22 protein-coding genes and 1 pseudogene are annotated in these 22,430 nt (G+C 62.8%); 13 read left to right on the forward strand and 10 right to left on the reverse strand.

The features are described 5' to 3' along the window. Window positions 1-38: 38 nt before the first annotated feature. From U5L98_RS00230 to U5L98_RS00250, 5 genes are read left to right on the forward strand one after another with little or no spacing between them, the layout of a single operon-like run. Window positions 39-1,253 (forward strand): ABC transporter substrate-binding protein, encoded by a 1,215-nt coding sequence (locus tag U5L98_RS00230; protein WP_322556344.1) that lies wholly within the window; start codon window positions 39-41, stop codon window positions 1,251-1,253. 49 nt (window positions 1,254-1,302) lie between these two features. Then, window positions 1,303-2,982 (forward strand): ABC transporter permease, encoded by a 1,680-nt coding sequence (locus U5L98_RS00235; RefSeq protein ID WP_322556664.1) that lies wholly within the window; start codon window positions 1,303-1,305, stop codon window positions 2,980-2,982. Beyond that, window positions 2,979-3,614 (forward strand): ATP-binding cassette domain-containing protein, encoded by a 636-nt coding sequence (locus tag U5L98_RS00240; protein ID WP_322556345.1) that lies wholly within the window; start codon window positions 2,979-2,981, stop codon window positions 3,612-3,614. The genes U5L98_RS00235 and U5L98_RS00240 overlap by 4 nt, the downstream gene beginning before the upstream one ends. A gap of 60 nt (window positions 3,615-3,674) precedes the next feature. Beyond that, window positions 3,675-5,987, forward strand: a complete 2,313-nt coding sequence (locus tag U5L98_RS00245; RefSeq protein WP_322556346.1) for a PAS domain S-box protein — start codon at window positions 3,675-3,677, stop codon at window positions 5,985-5,987. Next, window positions 5,977-8,148, forward strand: a complete 2,172-nt coding sequence (locus U5L98_RS00250) for an EAL domain-containing protein (RefSeq protein WP_322556347.1) — start codon at window positions 5,977-5,979, stop codon at window positions 8,146-8,148. The genes U5L98_RS00245 and U5L98_RS00250 overlap by 11 nt, the downstream gene beginning before the upstream one ends. Before the next feature lie 392 nt (window positions 8,149-8,540). Here the strand turns inward: U5L98_RS00250 and U5L98_RS00255 are convergent, their stop codons facing one another. Both U5L98_RS00255 and U5L98_RS00260 read right to left on the reverse strand, forming a co-directional pair. Then, window positions 8,541-9,092 (reverse strand): hypothetical protein, encoded by a 552-nt coding sequence (locus tag U5L98_RS00255; RefSeq protein WP_322556348.1) that lies wholly within the window; start codon window positions 9,090-9,092, stop codon window positions 8,541-8,543. Next, a pseudogene (locus U5L98_RS00260) lies at window positions 9,089-10,125 on the reverse strand (DUF3179 domain-containing protein). Before U5L98_RS00260 ends, U5L98_RS00255 begins: the two are co-directional and overlap by 4 nt. Before the next feature lie 195 nt (window positions 10,126-10,320). Here U5L98_RS00260 and U5L98_RS00265 point away from each other — a divergent pair. The 4 genes from U5L98_RS00265 to U5L98_RS00280 all read left to right on the forward strand — a co-directional run bounded on the left by U5L98_RS00265 (window position 10,321) and on the right by U5L98_RS00280 (window position 12,853). Next, complete coding sequence (locus U5L98_RS00265) at window positions 10,321-11,037, forward strand: TIGR04283 family arsenosugar biosynthesis glycosyltransferase (protein ID WP_322556349.1); 717 nt, start codon at window positions 10,321-10,323, stop codon at window positions 11,035-11,037. Beyond that, a complete protein-coding gene (locus U5L98_RS00270; RefSeq protein ID WP_322556350.1) occupies window positions 11,027-11,674 on the forward strand; it encodes a TIGR04282 family arsenosugar biosynthesis glycosyltransferase in 648 nt (215 codons plus the stop codon). Before U5L98_RS00265 ends, U5L98_RS00270 begins: the two co-directional genes overlap by 11 nt. 343 nt (window positions 11,675-12,017) lie before the next feature. Beyond that, a complete protein-coding gene (locus U5L98_RS00275; protein WP_322556351.1) occupies window positions 12,018-12,596 on the forward strand; it encodes a sigma-70 family RNA polymerase sigma factor in 579 nt (192 codons plus the stop codon). A gap of 5 nt (window positions 12,597-12,601) precedes the next feature. After that, a complete protein-coding gene (locus U5L98_RS00280; protein ID WP_322556665.1) occupies window positions 12,602-12,853 on the forward strand; it encodes a zf-HC2 domain-containing protein in 252 nt (83 codons plus the stop codon). A 30-nt stretch (window positions 12,854-12,883) separates the two neighbouring features. Here the strand turns inward: U5L98_RS00280 and U5L98_RS00285 are convergent, their stop codons facing one another. Both U5L98_RS00285 and U5L98_RS00290 read right to left on the reverse strand, forming a co-directional pair. Further along, complete coding sequence (locus tag U5L98_RS00285) at window positions 12,884-13,342, reverse strand: DUF302 domain-containing protein (protein WP_322556352.1); 459 nt, start codon at window positions 13,340-13,342, stop codon at window positions 12,884-12,886. A gap of 115 nt (window positions 13,343-13,457) precedes the next feature. Next, a complete protein-coding gene (locus tag U5L98_RS00290) occupies window positions 13,458-13,724 on the reverse strand; it encodes a hypothetical protein (RefSeq protein WP_322556353.1) in 267 nt (88 codons plus the stop codon). 292 nt (window positions 13,725-14,016) lie between these two features. On the opposite strand from U5L98_RS00290, the gene U5L98_RS00295 reads away from it, so the two are divergent. Then, complete coding sequence (locus tag U5L98_RS00295; protein ID WP_322556354.1) at window positions 14,017-14,619, forward strand: DUF3047 domain-containing protein; 603 nt, start codon at window positions 14,017-14,019, stop codon at window positions 14,617-14,619. A 21-nt stretch (window positions 14,620-14,640) separates the two neighbouring features. Here U5L98_RS00295 and U5L98_RS00300 read toward each other — a convergent pair whose 3' ends face one another. From U5L98_RS00300 to U5L98_RS00320, 5 genes are all read right to left on the reverse strand, one after another. After that, window positions 14,641-15,003, reverse strand: a complete 363-nt coding sequence (locus tag U5L98_RS00300; protein WP_322556355.1) for a hypothetical protein — start codon at window positions 15,001-15,003, stop codon at window positions 14,641-14,643. A gap of 37 nt (window positions 15,004-15,040) precedes the next feature. After that, on the reverse strand, window positions 15,041-15,529 hold the full coding sequence (locus tag U5L98_RS00305) for a DUF302 domain-containing protein (RefSeq protein ID WP_322556356.1): 489 nt from the start codon (window positions 15,527-15,529) through the stop codon (window positions 15,041-15,043). Continuing rightward, a complete protein-coding gene (locus U5L98_RS00310; protein WP_322556357.1) occupies window positions 15,526-16,101 on the reverse strand; it encodes a DinB family protein in 576 nt (191 codons plus the stop codon). Before U5L98_RS00310 ends, U5L98_RS00305 begins: the two co-directional genes overlap by 4 nt. Before the next feature lie 134 nt (window positions 16,102-16,235). Continuing rightward, entirely contained in the window at window positions 16,236-16,541 is a 306-nt protein-coding gene (locus U5L98_RS00315; RefSeq protein ID WP_322556358.1) for a hypothetical protein, read from the reverse strand. Window positions 16,542-16,666: 125 nt separating this feature from the next. Beyond that, entirely contained in the window at window positions 16,667-19,078 is a 2,412-nt protein-coding gene (locus U5L98_RS00320) for a PqqD family peptide modification chaperone (protein WP_322556359.1), read from the reverse strand. A 157-nt stretch (window positions 19,079-19,235) separates the two neighbouring features. Here U5L98_RS00320 and U5L98_RS00325 point away from each other — a divergent pair, with 157 nt between their 5' ends. From U5L98_RS00325 to U5L98_RS00335, 3 genes are all read left to right on the forward strand, one after another. Further along, on the forward strand, window positions 19,236-19,826 hold the full coding sequence (locus U5L98_RS00325) for a TetR/AcrR family transcriptional regulator (protein WP_322556360.1): 591 nt from the start codon (window positions 19,236-19,238) through the stop codon (window positions 19,824-19,826). 86 nt (window positions 19,827-19,912) lie between these two features. Next, the gene (locus U5L98_RS00330; RefSeq protein WP_322556361.1) at window positions 19,913-20,482 is read left to right on the forward strand and encodes a carboxymuconolactone decarboxylase family protein; all 570 of its coding nucleotides are present in this window, start codon (window positions 19,913-19,915) and stop codon (window positions 20,480-20,482) included. 149 nt (window positions 20,483-20,631) lie between these two features. Then, window positions 20,632-21,588, forward strand: a complete 957-nt coding sequence (locus tag U5L98_RS00335) for a sulfurtransferase (protein ID WP_322556362.1) — start codon at window positions 20,632-20,634, stop codon at window positions 21,586-21,588. A gap of 92 nt (window positions 21,589-21,680) precedes the next feature. On the opposite strand, the gene U5L98_RS00340 is transcribed toward U5L98_RS00335, so the two are convergent. Then, on the reverse strand, window positions 21,681-22,364 hold the full coding sequence (locus U5L98_RS00340) for a haloacid dehalogenase type II (protein WP_322556363.1): 684 nt from the start codon (window positions 22,362-22,364) through the stop codon (window positions 21,681-21,683). Between the last annotated feature and the right edge of the window lie 66 nt (window positions 22,365-22,430).

A 22,430-nucleotide genomic window follows, 5' to 3' on the forward strand; every position in this document is an offset into this window, starting at 1 on the left:
GTCCCTTTGGGGCACCCCTCACGAAAAGGAACCCAGTGATGCGCGCTTTCTCTCCCCGGCTCGCCAGCCTGCTACCGGTCCTGCTGCTCTGCGGCCCTGTCGCCGCGGCTCCCGATCCGACCAACTGGGCGGCCGTGCTCGACGAGGCCAGCGGCCAGAACGTTTACTGGTACGCCTGGGCCGGCGACCAGCGCACCAACGACTACATCGGCTGGGTGGCCGAGCGAGTCGACGAGCAGTTCGACATTGAGCTCACCCATGTCAAGATCGGGGATACCGCCGAGGCGGTCTCACGGGTGCTCGCCGAGAAGCAGGCCGGCAACCATGACGACGGTAGTGTCGACCTGGTCTGGATCAACGGCGAGAACTTCGCCACCATGAAGGCCAACGACCTGCTGTTCGGCCCCTTCGCCGACGCGCTGCCGCATTTCGCGCTCACCTATCCCGAGCAAAATCCCGAGGTGGTCACCGACTTCACCCTGCCCACCGAGGGTTACGAATCCCCGTGGGGCCGGGCGCAGATCACCTTCTACTATGATCATGATGATGTCACGGCGCCCCCGCAGGACATCCCCGCACTGCTGGAATGGGCCGAGGCCAACCCCGGGCGCTTCACCTACCCACGGATACCTGACTTCACCGGCAGCACCTTCCTCAAGCAGGCGCTGATCGCGCTGACCAACGAGGACGAGGCGCTCTACGCCCCCGTCGAGGAGAGCGACTTTACCGCGGTTACTGCCCCGCTGTGGGATTACCTGGACGCGCTTCACCCCCATCTGTGGCGCAGCGGTCGCCAGTTCCCCGCCACCGGGCCCGAGATGCGTAGCCTGATGGGTAACGGCGAACTGTCGCTGGCCTTTACCTTTTATCCCTCGGTACCCGCCGCCGCGGTGGCCGACTATGAATTACCGCCCAGCACGCGCAGCTACGTGCTGAATGAGGGGACCCTGGGCAACGTTCACTTCGTGGCCATTCCCTACAATTCGCCCCACAAGGCCGGCGCCATGGTGGTCGCCGACTTCCTGCTCTCGCCCGAGGCTCAGGCACACAAGCAGGACCTCACCATCTGGGGGGATCGCACCGTGCTGGATGTGACCCGCCTCGATGACGACAGCCGAGCCCTCTTCACCCTGGACGAGAGCAACCCGGCGATGCTGCCCGCAGGCGCTCTGCAAAAGACCCTCCCCGAGCCGCATCCCAGCTGGATGACGGCCCTGCAGGACGCCTGGCAGGCCCGCTACGTCGGCAACTGATGGCGGGGAATAGCGCCCTGGGCGACGCTGCGATGAGACCCGCCCGATGATGCTGCGCCTGGCACCGGTACTGATCGTCGTCCTGCTGGTCGCGCCGATCCTGGCCGGCCTGGCCATGGCGCTGATGCCGGCGTTCGGTTACCTGCCGGCCCTGGGGGGAGATAGCCTGTCGCTCGATCCCTGGCGGGCCCTGTTTGCCGAGCCCGGTATCTGGCGCTCGGTCGTGGTCAGCCTCGCCAGTGGACTCATCGCCACCGCCGTGTCGCTGGCGGTGGTGCTGCTCTACCTGGCCGCCGCGAGCGGCAGCCGGTTCGATCGCTGGATCCGGCGGCTGGTCTCACCGCTGCTCTCCATTCCCCATGCCGCCGCGGCCTTCGGCCTGGCCTTCCTGATCGCCCCCTCGGGGCTCATCGCGCGTCTCGCCTCGCCGGGGCTGACCGGCTGGGAGCGCCCGCCGGATCTGCTGATCGTTCAGGACCCCTGGGGGCTGTCGCTAATCGCTGGGCTGGTGATCAAGGAAATCCCCTTCCTGCTGTTGATGAGCCTGGCGGCCCTGCCCCAGCTCGACGCCGAACGCCGGGTGGCCATGGCCCGCTCGCTGGGCTATAGCCCCACGCTTGCCTGGTGGAAGGTCGTCGTCCCCTCGCTCTATCCGCTCATTCGCCTGCCGGTGTTCGCGGTGATCGCCTACGCCTCGTCGGTAGTCGATGTGGCGATGATCCTCGGCCCCACCCTGCCACCCACGCTGGCCGTATCGATACTGTCCTGGTTCAGCGACCCCGACCTCGACATGCGTTTCATGGCCTCGGCCGGGGCGATCCTCCAACTCGGAGTGACCGCCTCGGCGCTGGCGTTCTGGTGGGGGCTGGAGCGGATCGTGGCCCGATTGATGAGAGGCTGGATCGCCCGTGGTGGGCGCCGCCAGGGCGAGACCGGGCTTCGGCTAACCGGCAAGCTGTGGATCCTGCTGGTCACGGCGACCGCCTTCGTCGGCATCGGTGGCCTGGCAATCAATTCCGTGGCCGGCTTCTGGCGATTTCCAGAGGCCCTGCCGGAGAGCTTTACCAGCGCCCACTGGGCTCAGGCCCTACCCTCGCTCGCCGGACCGATCGCCTCGACGGCGCTGATCGCCTTGGTATCGACGCTGCTCGCCGCGACCCTGGCCCTGGCGGCGCTGGAAAACGAGCAGCGCACCGGGCGACGCCCGTCGCGGGCTCTGTGGCTGCTCTATCTGCCGCTGATTGTGCCGCAGATCGCCTTCCTGTTCGGCCTGGTGGTGATGATGGAACAACTCGGCACAAGACCGACCCACGCGCTGGTCATCTTCGGCCACCTGCTGTTCGTGCTGCCCTACGTATTCCTCTCGCTGTCCGAGGCCTACCGCCGCTTCGACCCGCGCTGGTCACATCTGGCGTTGACGCTGGGGGCCTCGCGCAACGGGGCCTTCTGGCGAGTCCGCCTGCCGATGCTGCTGGCCCCGATCCTCACCGCCATGGCGGTGGGAGTGGCGGTCAGCATCGGCCAATACCTGCCCACCCAATTGCTCGGCGCCGGACGCATCACCACCGTGACCACCGAGGCCGTGTCACTGGCTGCCGGTGGCAACCGCCGAGTCATCGGTGTATGGGCACTGGTCCAGGCCTGCCTGCCGCTGGCGGGATTCATCGTCGCCATCGGCCTGCCCAGGTTGCTATGGTCGAATCGCCGCGCCATGCAGGGAGCCCCATGAACGCCACCCATCGCCTCGAACTCCGTGACATCTGCATCCAGCTGGGCGACCAGATCCTGCTCGAGCTGGATGCCGAGATCGGTCCCGGTGAAGTCCTTACCGTCATGGGCCCATCCGGCTCGGGCAAGTCAACCCTGCTGGCCTATCTGGCCGGCTTTCTGGCCCCTGAATTTCAGGCCCGAGGCCAGGTGCTGCTGAATGGACAGGAGATCAGCACCCTGCCCGCCGAGCAACGCGGCATGGGGCTGCTCTTCCAGGACCCGCTGCTGTTCCCCCACCTTTCCGTGGCGGGCAACCTGCGTTTCGGCCTGCCCCGGTCGGTGGGCGACAAGACGCAGCGCGTCGAGGACGCCCTGGCGCAGATCGGCCTGACCGGCTTCGGTGACCGCGACCCGGCCACCCTCTCCGGTGGTCAGAAGGCCCGGGTGGCGCTGATGCGCCTGCTGCTGTCGGCCCCCTGCGCCGTGCTGCTCGACGAACCCTTCTCCAAGCTCGATACGAATCTGCGCCACGAGATGCGCCAACTGGTCTTCGATCGCCTGCGCGAGGCCGGCCTGCCCAGCCTGCTGGTCACTCACGATCGGGAAGACGCCGTAGATGCTGGGGGACGAATAATCAAGCTGAATCATTGATCCACGTCATAGCTTGCGCAATAGTGAAGGGCAGGCCCGACCACCACGGAGATCGACACGATGCGCGATGATCCCGGAACACGTGGCCACACCTCTCATCAGGCCCATGAGCTGCTGAGTTTTCATCTCGATAACCTGCCCCTGGCGGTGATCGCGTGGGACAGCGACTTTCGCATCGCGCGCTGGTCGAGGCATGCCGAGACCCTGTTCGGCTGGCCGGCCGAAGCGGTCATCGGCCTGCATCCCTTCGACTTTCCCTTCGTCCATCCCGAGGATGCCGACTCGGTCAAAGAGGTCACTCAACAACTGTACCTCGGCATCGAACCGCAACATGTCTCGTCCAATCGCAACCTGACCAGTGAAGGCGCCGTGGTCGAATGCGAATGGCACAACTCCGTCCAGCTCGATGACCAGGGCCGCGTGATCTCGATGCTCTCGGTGGTGCACGACATCACCGAATTTCGCGAGGTCGAGCGTTACCGTCAGCATCAATTGGACGTCTACCGCACCAGTGAGGAGCGCTGGCGTCGCCTCTTCGCCGAGGCCGCCACCGGGATCGTGCAGGCGGACACCCAGGGTCGCTTCCTGTATGCCAACCAGGCCTTCTGCGACATGCTCGGCTATTCCGAGGAGGAGCTGAGGTCCACCGACTTCCTCTCCCTGACTCATCCCGACGACAGGCAGGCCAATCTCGACAAGCTCGGACCCCTGCTGGCCGGCGAGATGAACAGCTTCATCATCGAGAAGCGCATGCTGGGTCGCAGTGGCGAAGTCCTCTGGTGCCGGAACAGTGTGTCGACTCAGCGCGATTTGCACGGCACCATCGTCAGCCTGGTGGCGGTGATCGAGGACATCACCGCTCAGCGCGAAGCGGAAGCACACCAGCTGTCGCTGGCCCAGCGCCTGACGAAAAGCCTCGAAAACATGAGCGACGCTTTTTTCCTGCTCGATATGAAGTGGCGCTTTTCCTACCTCAATCACCAGGCAGAACACGTGCTGGAGCGCTCCGCCGAAGAGCTCCTGGGGCGCAATGTCTGGGAGGCGTTTCCCGAGGCCAGGGAGAGCGAGACCTGGACCTGCTATCACGCCGCTGTAGAAAGCGGTGAATCGAAGCACTTCACCTTTTACTATCCGCCCTTGGCTCAGTGGTTCGAGGTCAATGCTCACCCGGGCGAGGAGGGATTGGCGGTCTACTTTCGCACCGTCACCGAAAAGAAACGCCTCGAGGCGCAGCTTCAGGAGGCGCAGCGCATGGAGGCCATCGGCCACCTGACCGGGGGCATGGCCCACGACTTCAACAACCTGCTGACCGTGATGATGGGCAATGCCGACCTGCTCTGCGAGGCACTGGTGGACGATGCCCGACTCAGTCCTCTTGCCCAGGCCGTCGCCGAGAGCACCCAGCGGGGCGCCGACCTCACCCAGCGACTCCTCGCCTTCGCCCGTCGCCAGGCCCTGGACCCACAACCTACCGATATCAATCGCTTGGTCCTTGGGCTGACCGAGCTACTGCGTCGAACCCTGGGAGAGCAGGTCGAGCTGAGCTTCCATCCGTATGACGATCTCTGGTCGGCCAATATCGATCCCTCACAGCTCGAGAGTGCGATCCTCAACCTCTCCATCAACGCCCGGGATGCCATGCCGGATGGCGGGCAACTGACCATCGAGACCCGCAATGTGTCGCTCTCCGCCCACTACGCTGACGGTCATCTGGAGCTGGCACCGGGCGACTATGTCTGCATTGCGGTCAGCGATACCGGCACGGGGATTCCGGAGGCCATCCGGAGTCGGGTCTTCGAGCCCTTCTTCACCACCAAGGAGAAGGGCAAAGGAACGGGGCTGGGCCTGAGTATGGTCTTCGGTTTTCTCAAGCAGTCCGCCGGGCACGTCAACCTCTATTCCGAGGAGGGCGAAGGCACCGCCATCAAGCTCTATCTGCCGCGTATCAGGCAAGCTGCCACTGAGCCCAGACCCGCGCCGCGCGAAGAAACGAGCCTGGGTGGCCGCGAGAACCTGCTGGTGGTGGAGGATAATGTCTCGGTCCGGGAGTATGTCGTCACGCAACTGGAGGCAGCAGGCTATGCTGTGCATCAGGCGAAGGATGGCCCGAGCGCCCTGGCAATTCTCGCCGCTGACACCGCCATCGATCTTCTCTTTACCGACGTCATGATGCCGGGAGGCATGACCGGGAGGGAGCTGGCCATTGCCGCCCTTGAGCGCAAGCCCGACCTCAAGGTGATCTATACCTCCGGCTATACCGAGAATGCCATCGTCCACAATGGCAGGCTGGACGAAGGGGTTCGATTCCTGGGCAAGCCCTACCGCCCCGTCGCCCTACTCAAGAAAATCAGAGAGACCCTGGATGAAGACTGATACGCCCGGCAAGGGAAAGCCGCCGCGTCTGCTGATCCTCGATGACGAGGCGATGACTGGCGAGACCATTGCGCGCATTGCCGATTTCGACGGCTTCGATGCACGATACATCACCTCGCCGACCGCCTTCTTCGAGGAGGCATGTCGCTGGCACCCGGATATCCTGGCCCTCGATCTGCTGATGCCGGAGATGGATGGCGTGGAGGTGATGGCCGAACTGGCCAGGCTTGGCTGTCGGGCCCGGTTGATCATCACCAGCGGCGTAGGCAGCCGGGTACTGGACGCCGCCGCGCGCTCGGCGAGAGAGCACGGCCTGGATATCGTCGGCGTAATTGCCAAGCCCTTCTCGGCCGCGGCGCTTCGCGAGCTTCTGCACCGGGCCATCGAGAGCCGTGAGACAGCCGACCGCTCGCCAGCCGAACGAACTCCGCCCAGAGAAGTTAACGTCGAGGACCTGGAAGAGGCGCTGACCCTGGGGCAGATCCATCTAGCGTATCAGCCCAAGGTGCGCTGTCGTACTGGCACTATCGTGGGCTTCGAGGCCCTGGCCCGCTGGCAGCATCCCCAGCTGGGCTTCATCCCCCCGGATGTCTTCATTCCCCTGGCCGAGGTGCACGGCCTGATCGATCGCCTCACTCTGCAGGTGACCGAACAGGCTCTCGACTGGCTGGCCGAGATCTCCTCGGATACCACTGCCAGGCGCGTCGGACAACACGTCCTTCAGGACATACTGCTGTCACTGAACATCTCCGCGTGCTCCCTGGGCAATGTGGCCCTGTTCGACGCCATCCTGCAGCGCTGTCGCGAGTATGGAATCCCCTCCAAGCGCATCGTGCTCGAACTCACCGAGACCAGCGCCATGCAGGATGCCACCACCTCGCTGGATACCCTGACCCGGTTGCGCCTGCAGGGCTTCCAGCTCTCCATCGACGACTTCGGCACCGGCTACTCCTCGATGGTGCAGCTGGTACGCCTGCCCTTCACCGAGATCAAGGTCGACAAGCATTTCGTGATGACGGCCAACGATTCGGAGGAGTCGCGCGCGGTGATCCGCTCGGTGGTGGAACTCGGCCGCAGCCTGGGCCTGAGTACCACCGCCGAAGGCGTCGAGGACCGGGAGACGCTGGACTATCTCGACAAGCTGAAATGCGATCTGGCCCAGGGCTATCTGATCTCGCGCCCCCTGCCGCCGGATGAGATTCTCGGGTGGTTCATCGCTCGCGAGGCGCAGCGCGAGGAGCGCCGGCTCGCGGCACTGGCGGGCATGGATCTGCTGGACACCCCCGCCGAGGCGCGCTTCGACCGCCTCACACGGCTGGCACGCCGGCTCTTCGGCGTCTCTACCGCGTTTATCAGCCTGCTGGATCGTGACCGCCAGTGGTTCAAGTCCCGTCAAGGTCTCGATGTCGTTGAGACCTCACGCGATATCGCCTTCTGTCACAAGACGCTGGAGCGCGACGAGATGATGGTGGTTCCCGATACCCATACCCACCCCGTCTTCCACGACTATTGCGGCGTGATAGGCGCCCCCTTCATCCGCTTCTATGCCGGAAGGCCTCTCTATCTGCCTGGTGGCGAGAAGGTCGGCACTCTCTGTCTGGTTGACCCCGTGCCCCGGTCCTTCGGTGAAAAAGATGCCGAGCTACTCGACGACCTGGCCAGCATGGTCGAGAGCGAACTGGCGCTATCCACCTCGGATGGCCTTGACCCTTGCACGGGGCTACTCAATCAAAAGAGCTTCCGCGAGCAGGCCGAAGCAACCTGCCAGCTGTGCCGGCGCCTCGGACTCCCCATGGCGCTGGTATCGGCGAGACTCGAAGAACTCCCCACCATCAACAAGCTCTTCGGACGGGAAGCCGGCGATCGGCAGTTGCAGGACCTGGCCCACCTGATGGAGGAGGTCGACGAGGATGCCGACCTGACCGGTCGCTATCGTGCCACCGAAATCACCGCCCTGCTGATGGGCGCCGATCTCGACAAGGCACGGCAGATCGGTGAACGACTGTATCAAGCCGTGGTGCGCCACAATGTCAACCAGACGCCCGATCAGGCCAGTCTCTCACCGAGTATCCGGGTGGCGGAGCTCCCACCCGATGAAGGGCCCTTCGAGCAGCGTCTTGAAGAAGCCTGGCAGTTCCACAGCGTGGTTGAGGCCGAGTGAAACGCCCGATACATGCTCAGGTCGATTCATGCCAGTCCAGCTCGCGGTGATCGAATCCACCCTGGAGCCGGGGCTTGATGACCTCGAACCAGGGAGACAGGTCAAAATCCCGAGGGGATAAACATAGGCCGAGCGTGCCGACCCGGCACAGCTGCCCTCGCCAACGTAGAGAGCTACATGCGACCAGGTGGACTGCGTCAGGTACTTGATCACCGTGCTGATTCTCGAGGAACCTTCTACCAACAGGACGTCTCCGGGCTGGAGGCATGCTCGGACTCCCTCGTTGACAGGCGACAGGGGGCGATGCCAGGGCCTGGGGCAGGACAACCAGCAACCAAGCCCATAACCGCAGCGCTCGAGCATGTTGGACATCGATTCATTCCTCCAGCGACTCAGGAGGTGGATGAGGTCAGCGACTTGGCCAGACGCCAGAGCACGACCAGGAGGATGACCAGTGCCAGCGGAACGAGAAGGGGCGAGATACTGGCAACGGTTCCCGCGATGGGAAGCCCCAGCCAGATGAGCACCAGGGGCGCACAACAGGCACCCCCCGCCAGCAGCGCGGGTATGCCCGCCAGGGTGCCTGCTCCAGAGGCGCCCAGGCCGCACTGGCGTGGTACCTTCCAGACCTTCAGACCGGCAGCCACGGCGAGGCCCAGCAGGCCACCCATCGTCATCCCAAGCAGCGTGTTGAGCGGACTGAAGGTCCACACCAGGGTGCCGACCTGGACCAATCCCACGGGTTCGAATTGAAAGGGACCGCGTGCCTCGAAAGCACGCTCCCAGGCAGGGAAGGCCGCCTGCAATCCCCCCGTGCCACCGCCGCTGATATCCCCGTTCAACCAGAGATAGAGGCCGCCGTAGGCCAGGGTGACCAGGACGATCAGGGCGAGCATCCTGGGCTCTTTCACCAGCATGGCCACCATGAGGGCGATCGCTTTCATGGCACCCCCTCTCCCGTGTAGACCCGGGTATCCGGATAGAAGGCCGTCCAGGCGAACCACATGGCCTCGAAGGCGTTGACCCTATCGAGCTCCTCCAGACCCTCGCCTGTCACGCCTTCCGGACCGAACCTCAGGCCGTCGATGCTCACCTCCTCACGCCGAGGATTGTGGAAGACCCAACCGGTATCCAGGCCGACGTCGTGAACCACCGTATAGTGGTATCTCCCAGGGGCATCTCGACCACCGACTCTTCACGCAGCGCATCCCGGGTGATGGCCGCGGCTCCCTCTTGAGTCCGGAAACCGAGTATCTCGGTCTTGGGAGGAAAGCGGTCACTGCCTGCCATGACCGGGAAGAGGCGTGAACTCTGAGGCAGGTAGTAGCCACCCCGGGGGTTGTAGCTGCCGTAGGGATCGCGATGGTAGTTGCGAACGTAACCGGTCTGTTCGGTAAGTACCCGGGTATCGGGATGGCGAGCCTTCCATGCGCCCCAGGTGGTCCAGAAGACACGGAACTCCTCCAGGCCATGACCGGCCAGGGGACCGTCGATGGCGACACCCAGGATCTGGGGCCATTCGCTGTCGGTGGCACGGTCGTACATGACCAGATTACTGTTGACCAGCTTTCCCGACACTCCGAGTTGAGTATCACCACGCTCGAAACCCAGTGCCGTACCCGTCAGGGGGCAGTAGGTCACGCTGATAGATTTCCCTCCGACCTCGTCATTGACGATCTCGTGCCAGACCAGGATTCGCTGTGGATAGGCGCGGGCCTCGCCATCGGCGTAGAGTCCGATCACCTTGTCGTTGTCCTCGAGCACGTCGTCCGCCGCCCCTGCCGACTGGAATCTCGGACTGTCGATGGAAGGGATGCCATCCTTTCCTGGCCCTCCCGACTGGAGAGCCTGGCGGAAGGCTGCAAGGGAATGGGCCACGGGCAAATCGGGCGGGTCTGCCGTGGGAAGTCCTGCCCCGACCCGGGGCGAAGCGAGCAATAATGTGGCCAGTGCGACCAGGATGCTGCGTGAATGCATCACTCACCTCCTTCCACCTTGGGGACTCAGGCTTCATCGCCGCCAGACGACTCGCGGCTTTACGTTTCAGTCGATCCCGTTGTAATGGGCCTTACAGCACCGGCCGGACGCTATCCTGCAGACTGTAAGGCCGAAATGGATGAAACGACCCAGGTCTTCACTGCACCGATCCGCTGCATCAGGAGGATTGTCGGCATGCCGGATACGCCGAAGCTCAGCATCATCATCCCGACACTGAATGAGGCGGGCACCATCGAGACGCTGCTGTTCGAACTTCGGTCGTGTCAGGCCGGCGATGAGAAGGACTGTTGCGAGGCCGGTGTGGAGGTGGTGGTCGTGGACGGAGGCAGCCACGATGACACGATAGCCCGGGCTCGCCCTATGGCATCAAAAATAATCGTCACAGCGCCCGGCCGCGCTCGACAGATGAATGCCGGTGCGCGCGAGGCCCGAGGTCCATTACTGCTGTTCCTGCATGCCGACACCCGGCTGCCCGAGGGGGCCGACCGGCTTGTCGAGCGCGCCCTGTCGGGGGCACATTGCTGGGGTCGCTTCGATATTCGACTCGAGGGCCGCCATCCCATCCTGCCGGTGATCGCGGCAGCCATGAACCTGCGCTCGCGGCTGACCGGTATCGCCACCGGCGACCAGGCGCTCTTCATGACACGCGACGCCTTCGATGCGGTAGGTGGCTTTCCCGACCAGCCGCTGATGGAGGACATCGAGATATCATGCCGACTCAAGCGACTATCTCCCCCCGCCTGTTTGAGGGACAAAGTGATCAGCAGTGGACGGCGCTGGGATCAGAACGGCGCCTGGGCCACCATCCGCCTGATGTGGCAGCTGCGCTGGCGCTATTGGCGGGGGGCGTCGGCAGATGACCTGGCCCGGGAGTATCGCCATGTGCGCTGACACTCACACCCACTTTCCCCTGGCGATACTGGCCAAGGCGCCCATTCCCGGACAGGTGAAGACGCGCCTGATGCCGGCCCTGGGTGCCGAGGGCGCCTGCCGGCTTCATGAACGGCTGCTGCAGCATGCGTTGGACACTGCGCTAGCGGCAACCTCGCCACACAGCATCACCCTGTGGACGGCACTGGACCATGACCATCCCGTGTTCCGGGAACTGGCGGACCGGCATGGCATCAGGCTTCGCCCCCAGCCGAAAGGTGACCTGGGGCAGCGTATGTCCCAGGCCCTGCAGGCCATGGAAGGCCCTGGAGTCCTGATCGGCAGCGACTGTCCGGCGCTCACTCCGGCGCTGCTAGAGCGCTGCCAGAGAGCTCTGTCAGAGGCCGACGCCGTCTTCCTGCCGGTCGAGGATGGCGGCTATGCGCTGGTCGGGGTCCGTCGAGCCGACCCGCGCCTCTTCACGGCCATAGACTGGGGCACGAACCGTGTCATGAAACAGACGCGCGAGCGTGCCGATGCGCTGGGTTGGCGACTGGCTTGCCCCGCCCTACTCTGGGATGTGGATAGACCGGAGGATCTTGACCGACTGGCAAATCATTCTGATCCGATCATGAGCAGAGGCGGTCAATACCCATAACCGGGCCAGACGACCGAATCACCCAGAGGAGAAACCTATATCGTTGGAGGAAATCCTCCCGACATACGCCATATATAGACTCATCATTCAAGGAGACACGGCCGCTACTACCAGCGAACTTTTTGCCGCTTCGCATCGAGATACCGACAATCTTTGCAAGTGGAAGCGGCAACATGTCTGCAACTATTTTTGAAATGTAACATGTTGAACACCGTAAGAGTTCTGTAAGGAATGCCAGCTGATAACAACACATCGCCTGAGATCCTATGTCCTGACTGATGCCAGCTGCTAGACTGAGCCGGGCTCTGCTCAATCACCAGGATAGGGAACAAGGAACTCACTGATGAACGACAAAGAGGATAGGCTACAGCGACTTACGGCTGTAAGACCACGTTTGGTCTCCTTCGCCCTGATGCATTTACGTGATCGCAGCCAGGCCGAGGATGCCGTTCAGGAGGCAATGATGTCCGCCATCGAAAAGAATGAAAGCTTCGCCGGACGATCCGGTTACGAGACCTGGGTTTTCGGCATCCTCAAGTACAAGATCCTCGACACCATGCGTGTCCAGAAGCGTCATGGACGCTGGCAGCCACTCGAGGATGAGGACGACGACGACGCCATCGATCGACAATTCCAGCAGAACGGCCGCTGGCTGGAAAGTGCTCGCCCTTCCAGTTGGGGAGAACCCGAGGCGACTTTCGAGAACGAACACTTCTGGCAGGTCTTTGATGCCTGCATGATTGCGCTGCCGGACAATGCCGCCAGGGTATTTTCCCTGCGCGAGCTGATGGGGCTCTCCACCGAAGATATCTGCCGCGAGCTGGACATCAAGGAGAACAACTGCTGGGTGATTCTGCACCGTGCTCGGCTACGCCTCAGGGCCTGCATCGAGAAAGGCTGGTTGAAGGGGGAAACGGCATGATGATGATGTGCAAGGAGGCGACTCGCCTGATGTCCCTCAAACAGGACCGCTCCTTGACGTTCCAGGAGCGAATCTCCCTGAGATTACATCTTTCCATGTGCGGCGCCTGCAGAGAGTGTAACAGGCAGTTTGACCTGCTCCATGAAGCTGGTGAGAAATTCGTGCCGGCGCATGACCCTGACAGGAAGGAAGGGCCAGAAAAAAAGGGTGACCCCGACAAGAAGGATGACCCCGAAAATGACGATGACGGGCGTTGAGGGCCCGTCTATATTTTACTACCTCCATCTTTACTGGCCTGCGGCGTCGTTTGCCACGCCCTCGAGCACATCGGCGACCTTGTCCAAAGGGAGGTCGCACCCCTCCAGGGCATGGCGTTCAGCCAGGTAATGTGGCGAATTCCACTCCAGCCTGACACCCTCGTCCGTCTGCCGCACCACCATCTTCTGGGGCAGGTCCAGTGCCATGCTTCCCTGGCACTGCATCATCGGCGTTCCCACTTGTGGATTACCGAAGATGAAGGTGCGGGTCGCAGGTAATGAGAGCCCTGCACGTTCTGCATTGGCGGCATGATCGACAACGGTCATCAGCGTTAAACCTTTGTCATCGATGGCATTGCGGAGCCGCTCCTCGACGCGATCGATATCATCTTTCGCCTCGATATGCATCACGCCGTGCTCTCCCGCCTGAACCACCAGCGGTATAGCCACGAATAGGGCCAAGGCCGTCCCGGTCAGCGTCTTCCACATGGTATTTCCTCACTCATTCAGCGAATGTTCTCTCAGAATGGCTAAGATACGCACACAAGGCAAGAACCCCGGGCCTGTGGGGTCAGGTCCGGGGCAGCCGTCAAAGGAAGGGAGATTAACGCCACCAGTAGCGCAGAGCTTCTTGCGTCAGCTCCCATTGTTCCCATTCGCTATCCACTTGAGAATGCTGCTCATCGCCACGTTGATTGACGTGCCTGTCTGGTCGCTGTTCCAGAGAACCCTCCCCATGCCCGACCGAGCTTGTGGTTTCTGCATGCAGTTCCTGACGGCGCTTTTCCTGAAACTCGGAATCCATCGCCATCAGGGGCCCTGCACTTAGCATCAGGGACATTACGGCCAACGTAAAACTTTGGATTTTCATGGTAGCACCTCATGACATTCGGTTAATAAAAGACCTTTAATCAGGCCTTGATATTTGGTGAGATAAAACCCAAAATCTTTACACATTACCGAAATAAAAAGAGTGAAAATTTTTTCTTCATTATTGTGATAAAATTCTTCTAACGCGATAAACTACGAAGCGTATAAGGCGCTATCTATCCGATTCAGGATGCGCGATATGAACAACGATATGAAAAATGACTAGCCCTATAACCAGACCTCTTTTGCTTTCCCACCTGATAACGCTGACGACATTTTTCGCAGGCCCTGTCATGGCAGCGGATGACCTTCATTTTTCGCCGGACGATATCGCCTCCTGGCCGACTCGCAATTTCGAGGGCGAGACCGAATACCGGGTGATCGAAAGGGATGGCACTCGTGTTCTTCAGGCAAGTGCCCGACAACAGGCCTCGGCAAAATACCTGGAACGCGAGATCGACCTGAGCGAGACACCCTACCTGCACTGGTGCTGGCAGATATCGGGAATTCATGAGGGTCTCGACGAGACACGAAAGTCGGGGGACGATTACCCGGCACGGGTCTATGTGGCCCGTAAGACGGGGCTGCTGCCCTGGCAGGTCGAGTCGGTGAACTATGTGTGGGCCTCGAACCAACCTGCCGGCACGGACTGGCCCAATGCCTTTACCTCGCGCGCCCAACTACTCGCCCTGCAGAGTGGCGAGACACGCGTGGGCGAATGGGTGTCAGAGGTGCGAGATGTTCGCGACGACTATCGGCGACTTTTCGGGAGCCGCCCGGAGAGTATCGATGGCCTCGCCCTGATGAGCGACGGCGATAATGCCGGGGTGGATGCCACGGCCTGGTTCAGCCACCTGGCCTTCTCTGCGAGTTCCGAGCCGCCCGACTGTCCCTGAACACACCCGGCAAGCGACCACTCAGGCAAACAACAGATCACCGTAGCTCCAGATCAGAGTGCCGACCACGATGGAGAGGTAGCAGACGAAAGGAACGGCACGCCAGAAGCGCGTGACCAACCTCGCTGGGCGGCTGGAGGCGGCCAGCCACGAAGAGGTGCCCAACTCGAGACAGCGCAACAGGTACTTGCGGTGATACTCCACACCGACAGAGAAAAGCACCATCAAGGCACCGGAACGCTGGAACCAGTGTCCATCACCGGTCACCAGGCTGGCATAGGCGGAAAGCATCACCGGCACAACCGCCATCATCATCAACAGGGCCTCGACTAGAGTTGCCTCGCGCGAGGGGAGCGGCTGCTGAACCGAAGATTCGCGAGACATATCGGCCTCCGGATGAACAGGTTCGGAGAGCCCGGGGCTACTCCGATGCCTCAGTGGCCCGCTGCGCAATGGCGGCAAAAAGGGTATCGAGCTCGCGGGCCACGGTTTCCAGTTCCTCACCGGCGGCATCCACATAGGGCTCGAGCAGATGCGTCGGCGTCTTCCAGGAGAGCGTGGCACTGCCGTCGTCATTTTCGGTGACATAGAAGCGCATGGGGGCTTCGATCATCGCCGGAACGCTCAGCCGCAAGATTCTTACCGCATAGTCGTTGCGAAACACGCCCACCACCCGATTGCCGGGGATGTTGACCCCTCGGTTCGCGGCGGCCTCGGTGGGCCCGGCCTCGGTGACCACGAACATGCCCTCGGCCTCCACCGCCTGCTTCAGCGCCTGCAGTAGTTCGTCATAGCCCTGCGCGGTCGGCGTAACCTGCCACCCCTGGTCAGGCCAACGGGTCTCAGCGGCCAGCGGCACGGCCAGGCTCAGCGCCAGCAGGCATGTTGTCAGTATCGCGCGTATCATCATGCAGTCCACCGCGAGAGGGACGCCTGCTCGGCAGAAGCCTGGTGCCAATGGCGAAGGGTGGAGGGATGCACCCCGAACGACTCGGGCAGATGTATCCCCATCTGTTCAGCCAACAGGGCGATGATCGCCATGTGGTGAATACTGTGACTGGTCAGGAAGGCCAGCTCTCGGTTCAGGCTGGACACCAGGGTGAGCGTATCGTCGTCCATGGGGTAACCAAGAGACAAGGCGTCCGGCGAAGTTCCACTCCCGAGTGATAACAGCCGGGCCTCGATGCCAGCCAGATGACTCGCCGCTTGCTGCGGCCATTGCTCGAGGGCCTCATCGCGCCGGCGCTGCTCGTAGTCGATGACCTCTGCTTCTCGGTCGAGGGCATCAAGGAGGGCATCGTAGTGATCGATGATATGACGCACATGCTTGCCCAGGGTGTGACGTCCATGCTCGCCGAACGCCTGTCGATAACCTTCAGGGGTAAGATCCGCGACCATGCTCCTGAGCTGGGCAAGGGTCAGCAGATTCTCCTCGACGAGGGGTGCCATGGAAGGAGACGGCCGGGATAAAGATGATGTCATGAGAATATCCTTGAAATTCCGCTATGGGTTCCGCTACGAGTTATGTAAGGGAACCGCCTTGAGGCGGAAAGGGAAGAGGCCAGGCCGCCACCTTGGTGACGGACCTGGTTTCCCGCTGATGGGGAGAGAAAGGCTCAGCCCTCTGCTTCGCCCTCACCTTCCGCTTCGCCTTCGGCCTTACCTTCCGATTCGCCTTCGGCCTCACCTTCTGCTTCACCCTCGGCCTCACCTTCTGCTTCGGCGCCGCCCTCGGCGTGAGCCTCGGCAAGCATCAGGGGAGCCTCCTGGCCATTGGTATAGCCGAGTTCAGGGGATGTCTCGCTAGCCACGGCCTGGAAGGCAGCACCGCTGGCGACCAGGGCGAGTGCCGGTGCCGTATAGCCGAACTGACGACTGAGGCGACTCAGCAGACTACGACGCTTCTCATCTTGTAGTGTCATGATCATGACCTCCTTGGTGCATAGTGGGCGACATGCTGAGCATGCCGTCTTGCAGTGAAGTCGGCTCTTGGGGCCGGCTTCGTCGTCGGTGATGCCATAGCATCACCGTATGCTCTTGCCCCGGATCATCCCTTCACCATGGCAGGGCGACCGAGCGAGGGGTCGGGTTCTACCCGGGTAATCAACCATTCGGCCAGAGAGCCAGCATCTGGCGCATCCGGCCCTGATTTCACGGTGCTCGAGACAAGAGTGGCGAGCCATTCGCTCAGAAGCGTCACGCTCTGGGCATCCAGCGCCTGACCATCGCCGGTCAGGCAATTCGGCAGCAGGGCGCCAAGCGCTCTCAGCGGATCTATCGCGGTGAGCGCACTCTCACCAGCACCAGATTCATCGTCCGGCAGCAGCATGCCGCGAATTGTCACGGAGTCGGGCAACTCGCTTGAGTCCACATCGGTAACGCCCGGCAGCGGGAAATCCAGAGGCTCGGCTGTTTGCGGGTTCGCGAGGTTCAGACGCACGCCGCGAGTCAGCACGCCACCCGATGACTCCTCTAGCCGCTGCATCAACAGGCGGCTCTCCTCCTCGTCGGGTAGCAGGCAGAGCACACCGGTACCCTGCGGCGTGACCAGTAGACCAGCATCAACCACAGGGCGGCCGGGAATCGCAGCCTGGCGAATCAGGTGCGACGTCAATACCGGGGCCAGTTGGGCCAACGTCAGCCGCGACGCTATCAGCCAGTCGTCGGCGGCCAGGGCATAGCCGCCGGACTCGCGCAGCACCATCAGCCGCGGCAGCCGGCTTGCCGGCTCATCGGCCAGTGGCGAGAGCCGCCCGCCGAACCATGTCGCCAACCGCGCCAGGGCGGGACCGCTGCTTACATCCAGCGACCACTGGAGACCGTCCAGGCTGAGCCTCATGGCCCGCCCCGACGGCGATACCGACGTCGTCTGACCATGGGGGCCATGGTCTCCCGCCAGCGCTTGCGGCACGACACCCTGCTGGCAGAGCAGGCCGGTACGGCACCAGTCATGCAGGGTGCTCCACACATCACGCCGCATTGCCGTACGCTCCGCCGGCACCCCGGCCTCGGAAGTAGCGCGTGCCAGCTCGTCGGCGATGGCATCGGGATCCAGGCCTTCGGTCGCCAGCAACCAGGTCAGGGCCGCCGTGTCGTTGGGGCGATAATAGCGACCGCTACGTGTGTCATAGAGCGCTAGGCGCTCTTCATCGACCAGTTCGGCCACGTGGCGACGCTGAAGCCGCGGGCGCGGCAGAGAACGCCCCGTCAGCCCTTCAGCCAGCAAGAGGTCAGCCGGAGTGGGCAACGTGAAATAGGGCAGGTAGCGCTCCGGTTCGGCAGCCGGCAGCAGCCGACGGAAACTTCCGGCACGAGCCTGTTCGGCTTCGGCCTCGACGACCAACCGAGCGGCGACATCTGGGCCATGCTCGGCAGTATCCGTCTCGGCCGTTTCGGAAAGTGCCTCGCCGGGGATATCGATCAGCGAGACCATGTCTTGAACCAGCCCGCCCTTGACCGCTTCCTCGATGCGCCCTCCTGTCTCCGGGGCGGCACAGATCCCCAGCGAGGGGCTGAGATTGCACTCCAGGATCCACGGCTTGAGGGTGTCGTCCACCAGGCAGTCGAGTCCCAGCAGTTCATAGCAGCCACGCGGATCGGCGCCGACCTCGGCCGTGCGGCTGCGCATGGCATCCACGGCGGAGATTGCGGTCAGGGCCACCAGGTCGTCGATCCGCGCGAAAAGGTCAGCGTCGTCGTGCCCCTGATCTCTCAACCAGGCCCGGTATCGCTCCAGATCGATGAACTCCACCGGCACCTCAGCGCTGCTGTTCAGGGCGTTGATGTCCGGATTGGTCAGCTGGCTGAAGGGGTTGTCGGCATCCTCGGGATCCCAGGGCTCGGAGGCCAGCTTGGCGAAGCCCTGGCGATAGAGGTAGACACGCAGCGGCTCCAGGGAGGTAATCAGCACATAGAGTCGCAGCACATACTTGTGACCGCGAATGGTGTGAGGATTGGCCACATACTCTTGTACCAGCCAGTCCTGGGCGAGCGGCGCTTCGGCGACATCCTTCAGCACGCGTACACCCTTGCCCTTGGAGGCATTGGTGGGCTTGAGGATCCAGCGCTGGTCGGGGTTGGCCAGGGCGGCCTCCTGCAGCGCATGGTAATCACCAGGCATCACGTAGGCATGGGGGAAAAATTCCAGTCGCCGGGCAAGATCATGGTGGGCACCATGGCTCTCCCGGATGCGCTCGCGCAGAGTGGAAAGGCTGTCGTGGAGACGACTCTTGACGGTAAGCGCCGCATTGCCCGGGAAGTGGTTTATCCTGCGAGCCGGCGAAACCCGACGGAACTGTGCGGCATCCGGCATACCGGTGATCCAGCCGGCGTCCCAGTCTTGCTCGTCCCCCAGTTGCCAGCCCAGAGGCTCCAGGGCCTCACGGAAGAACCGGTCCTGCTCGGCCGCCCGCTTGCCGCCCAGCCAGAAGCGTCTTGTCGGCGAATGCTGCTCCGTCATGCTCGAGTTCTCCTCTACGGCCATCTCATGGGCTATTCGTTACTGCGGTCACCTTCTCTTTGAGTCGTTGCTCTCACACGCTCCTTACATCGATAGCAACCAGAATGCGATCTGTCGCCCCTTGATTTATGGAACGATCAGTACTAAATTCTAAAACATGACACGAGGACGACCCATCGCATTCAGCCCGGACGAGGCTGCCAACGCCGCCATGCAGGTCTTCTGGAATCGAGGCTACGAAAGTTCCTCGACTCGGGAATTGCTGGAGGCCATGTGCCTCTCGCGCAGCAGCCTCTACCAGGCTTTCGGCAACAAGGAGCAGCTGTTCCTCGAGGCCCTGAGACGCTATCGCGAGTCACTGGTGGAGCGCCTGGGTCGTCGCCTGGAGGTGGCGCCCTCGGCAATGACCTTCCTGACGAGCCTGTTCCGCGAGACGGCGCAGGAGGCCGGCGGTGATCGTGCCGCTCAGGGATGCCTGATCTTCAACTCTGCCAGCGAGCTCGGCCAGCGTGACGGCCTGCCCTCTCAGCATGCCCGCCACAGCATCGCCGCCATCACGGCACTGTTCCACGAAGCAGTGAGTCGGGCCCAGACGGAGGGAGACATCGCCTCGAGCCGGAATACCGACGCCCTGGCCAGCTACCTGACGATGGGCATGGCCGGGCTCAGGACGCTGTTGAAGAGCGGAGCAGATGCCGAGCAGGCCAGCCAGGCGGTCGAGCTGCTCCTGGGCGGCCTGCAACATTGAACGCCCCTTTTCTCTTGCCATTTCTGGAACGGTTGATACAGAAATGGTGTCACCGCAGTACCCACGACAACACAGGAGGCATACCCATGTCTGCCGACTATCAAATGCAACTCTCACCCCAGACCCTCGAAAACGCCGACGCCAAGGCGAAGCCGCTGCTCGAGAAGGCCAATGCCACGCTGGGTTTCGTGCCCAACATGTACGAAGGCATGGCCAAGGCACCGGGCGTCCTGGACACCTACCTGCACGGGTATGAATTGTTCCGCGAGGACTCCGGTTTTGCACCGCCCGAGCAGGAGGTCGTATTCCTGACCATCAGCCGGCTCAACGGCTGCGGCTACTGCATGTCCGCCCACAGTATGCTGGCCGACAAGATGTCCCAAGTGCAGGCTGGAGTGACCGAGGCGATTCGCAATGACCAGCCGATTCCAGACGAGCGCTTGGCGGCACTCGCCGAGTTCACCAAGGTGATGTTCGAGACCCGGGGCAAGCCCGGCGAGGCGGACGTCAAGGCCTTCCTGGAGGCCGGCTTCGACGAGGGGAAGGTGCTGCAGATCGTGCTGGCCCTGGCGGTCAAGACGCTCTCCAACTATTCCAACCACGTCAACCACCCGGAACTCGACGAGGCCTTCGCCGAACATGCGTGGCAAGGCTGAAGATGCCTAAAGAAAGAGGCGATAAGAGATAAAAGAGTGATTTTATATAACCTGATGAGCTAGATGTGTCAGGAAGCATTCTTGGCAAGGGAGCGCCCTCCCGTTGCAGCATGTACGCCATGCTGCAACCCTGACGAGGAGACTTCCCGATGCGTTCCCGACTGCTTATCGCCACCGCCGCCCTGGCCATCGCCGGCCCGGCCCATGCCCTGCATCCCTCCCCCCTTGTCGACGCAGAATGGCTCGAGGGACAACTCGGCAGCGATGATCTGGTCGTGCTGGACGTGCGCTCCGCCATCGATGACGGCGGCGACCGGGAGAGCTTCGAGGCCGCCCGCATCCCGAGCAGTCGCTACAGCAGCTACACCGATGCCGGCTGGCGCGAGTCCCGCGACGGCGTGGCCGGACTGATGCCCGATGTCGAGGACCTCGAGACACTGATCGGCGGCCTGGGTATCGACAACGACGATACCGTGGTCGTGGTCCCGGCTGGCACCGGGCCTACCGACTTCGGCAGCGCCGCCCGCATCTACTGGACCTTCAAGGCCCTGGGCCACGACGAGGTAACGATCCTCAACGGCGGCTTCACCGGCTGGGAGCAACAGGGCTTCGAGATCGCCAGCGGCTCGGCGAGCGACCCCGAGACGGTCGATTTCTCGGCCACGCTGCAGGAGCAGCTGCTGGCCACCACCGAGGAGGTGGAAGCGGCACGTGAGGCGGGTGAACAGCTGGTGGATGCCCGGCCACCTGCCTTCTACAGAGGCGAAAACCAGTCACCCGCCGCCCGCGTCCCAGGCACCATCCCGGCCTCGGTGAACCTGCCCCATGATGGCAGCCTCGAGGCGCGCGAAGGAGCCTACTACCTGCAACCGGATTCATTGATGGCCCGCATCAATGAACTGGAGCTCGATCACGACGCGCCTACCGTGGCCTTCTGCAACACCGGCCACTGGGCCGCCAGCGGCTGGTTCCAGCTCAGCGAGATCGGCGGGCTGGATAATGTCACCATGTACGACGGCTCGATGGCCGCCTGGACCCGTGACGACGAACGTCCCGTGCAGATGGCCGATCGAGGCACCGTCAGCGTCGGCGAGCTGGCCAATTAAGCTCGCCCTCTAAGCTCGCCCTCCGAACGCGCTCTACCAAGACGCCCCGCGGCTCTCCAGCCGCAGGGCGTTCATGTGTGATGCCGGTGAGGCTAGCCTAGCCGCTCGACCAGGGCATCGAGGTCAGGAACCGTGATGTCGGGCTCGATTCCCCAGGGATCGAACGGCGCATCCGGAACACGGCGTACCCAGGCAGCATGCAGGCCGGCATACCGGGCGCCGATGACGTCGAAGGGGTTGCTGGAGATCAACCAGGTGTGACCAGGCTCGCTTTCCAGCCGATAACGCAGATGAGCGTAGACCGCCGGGTCGGGCTTGAAACGCTTGACCTCATCGACGCTGACCACCGACTCGAAGCGCTGGCGAATCCCTGCCTGCTCCAGCAGGCCCTCGACTGCCTCGCGGCTGCCGTTGGAAAAGGCTACGCAACGGACCCCCGCCTCGGCGAGGCGATCCAGTGCGGTCGACGCCTCGGGAAAAGCCGGCAGCCGCGCATAGACGCCCATCAGGTGTTCCTTGTCGGTCTCCGAGAAGCGCGTCTGCAGGGCGCGATCGGTGAACTCCAGCGCCTCGCGGGTACACAGGGAAAAATCCGCGTAGGCACCCATCAGGCCACGCCGGAAGCTGTACTCCAGCTGCTTGTCACGCCAGCGCCGCGAGAACTCCGGAGCCAGGTCCGAGCGGTCCTGCCCGGCGAGACGCTGCTCGAGTTCGGCGACCACGCCGTGGGTGTCGATCAGGGTTCCGTATACATCGAAGGCGAGTACCGTTGCCATCCCCTTGCTCCTTCCATCGGTGAAATCCCCCCAGCCTGTGCCACGAAACGCGCCGCGACAAGTCTC

It is taken from the genome of Halomonas sp. (assembly GCF_034520545.1).
GTDB lineage: Bacteria > Pseudomonadota > Gammaproteobacteria > Pseudomonadales > Halomonadaceae > Halomonas.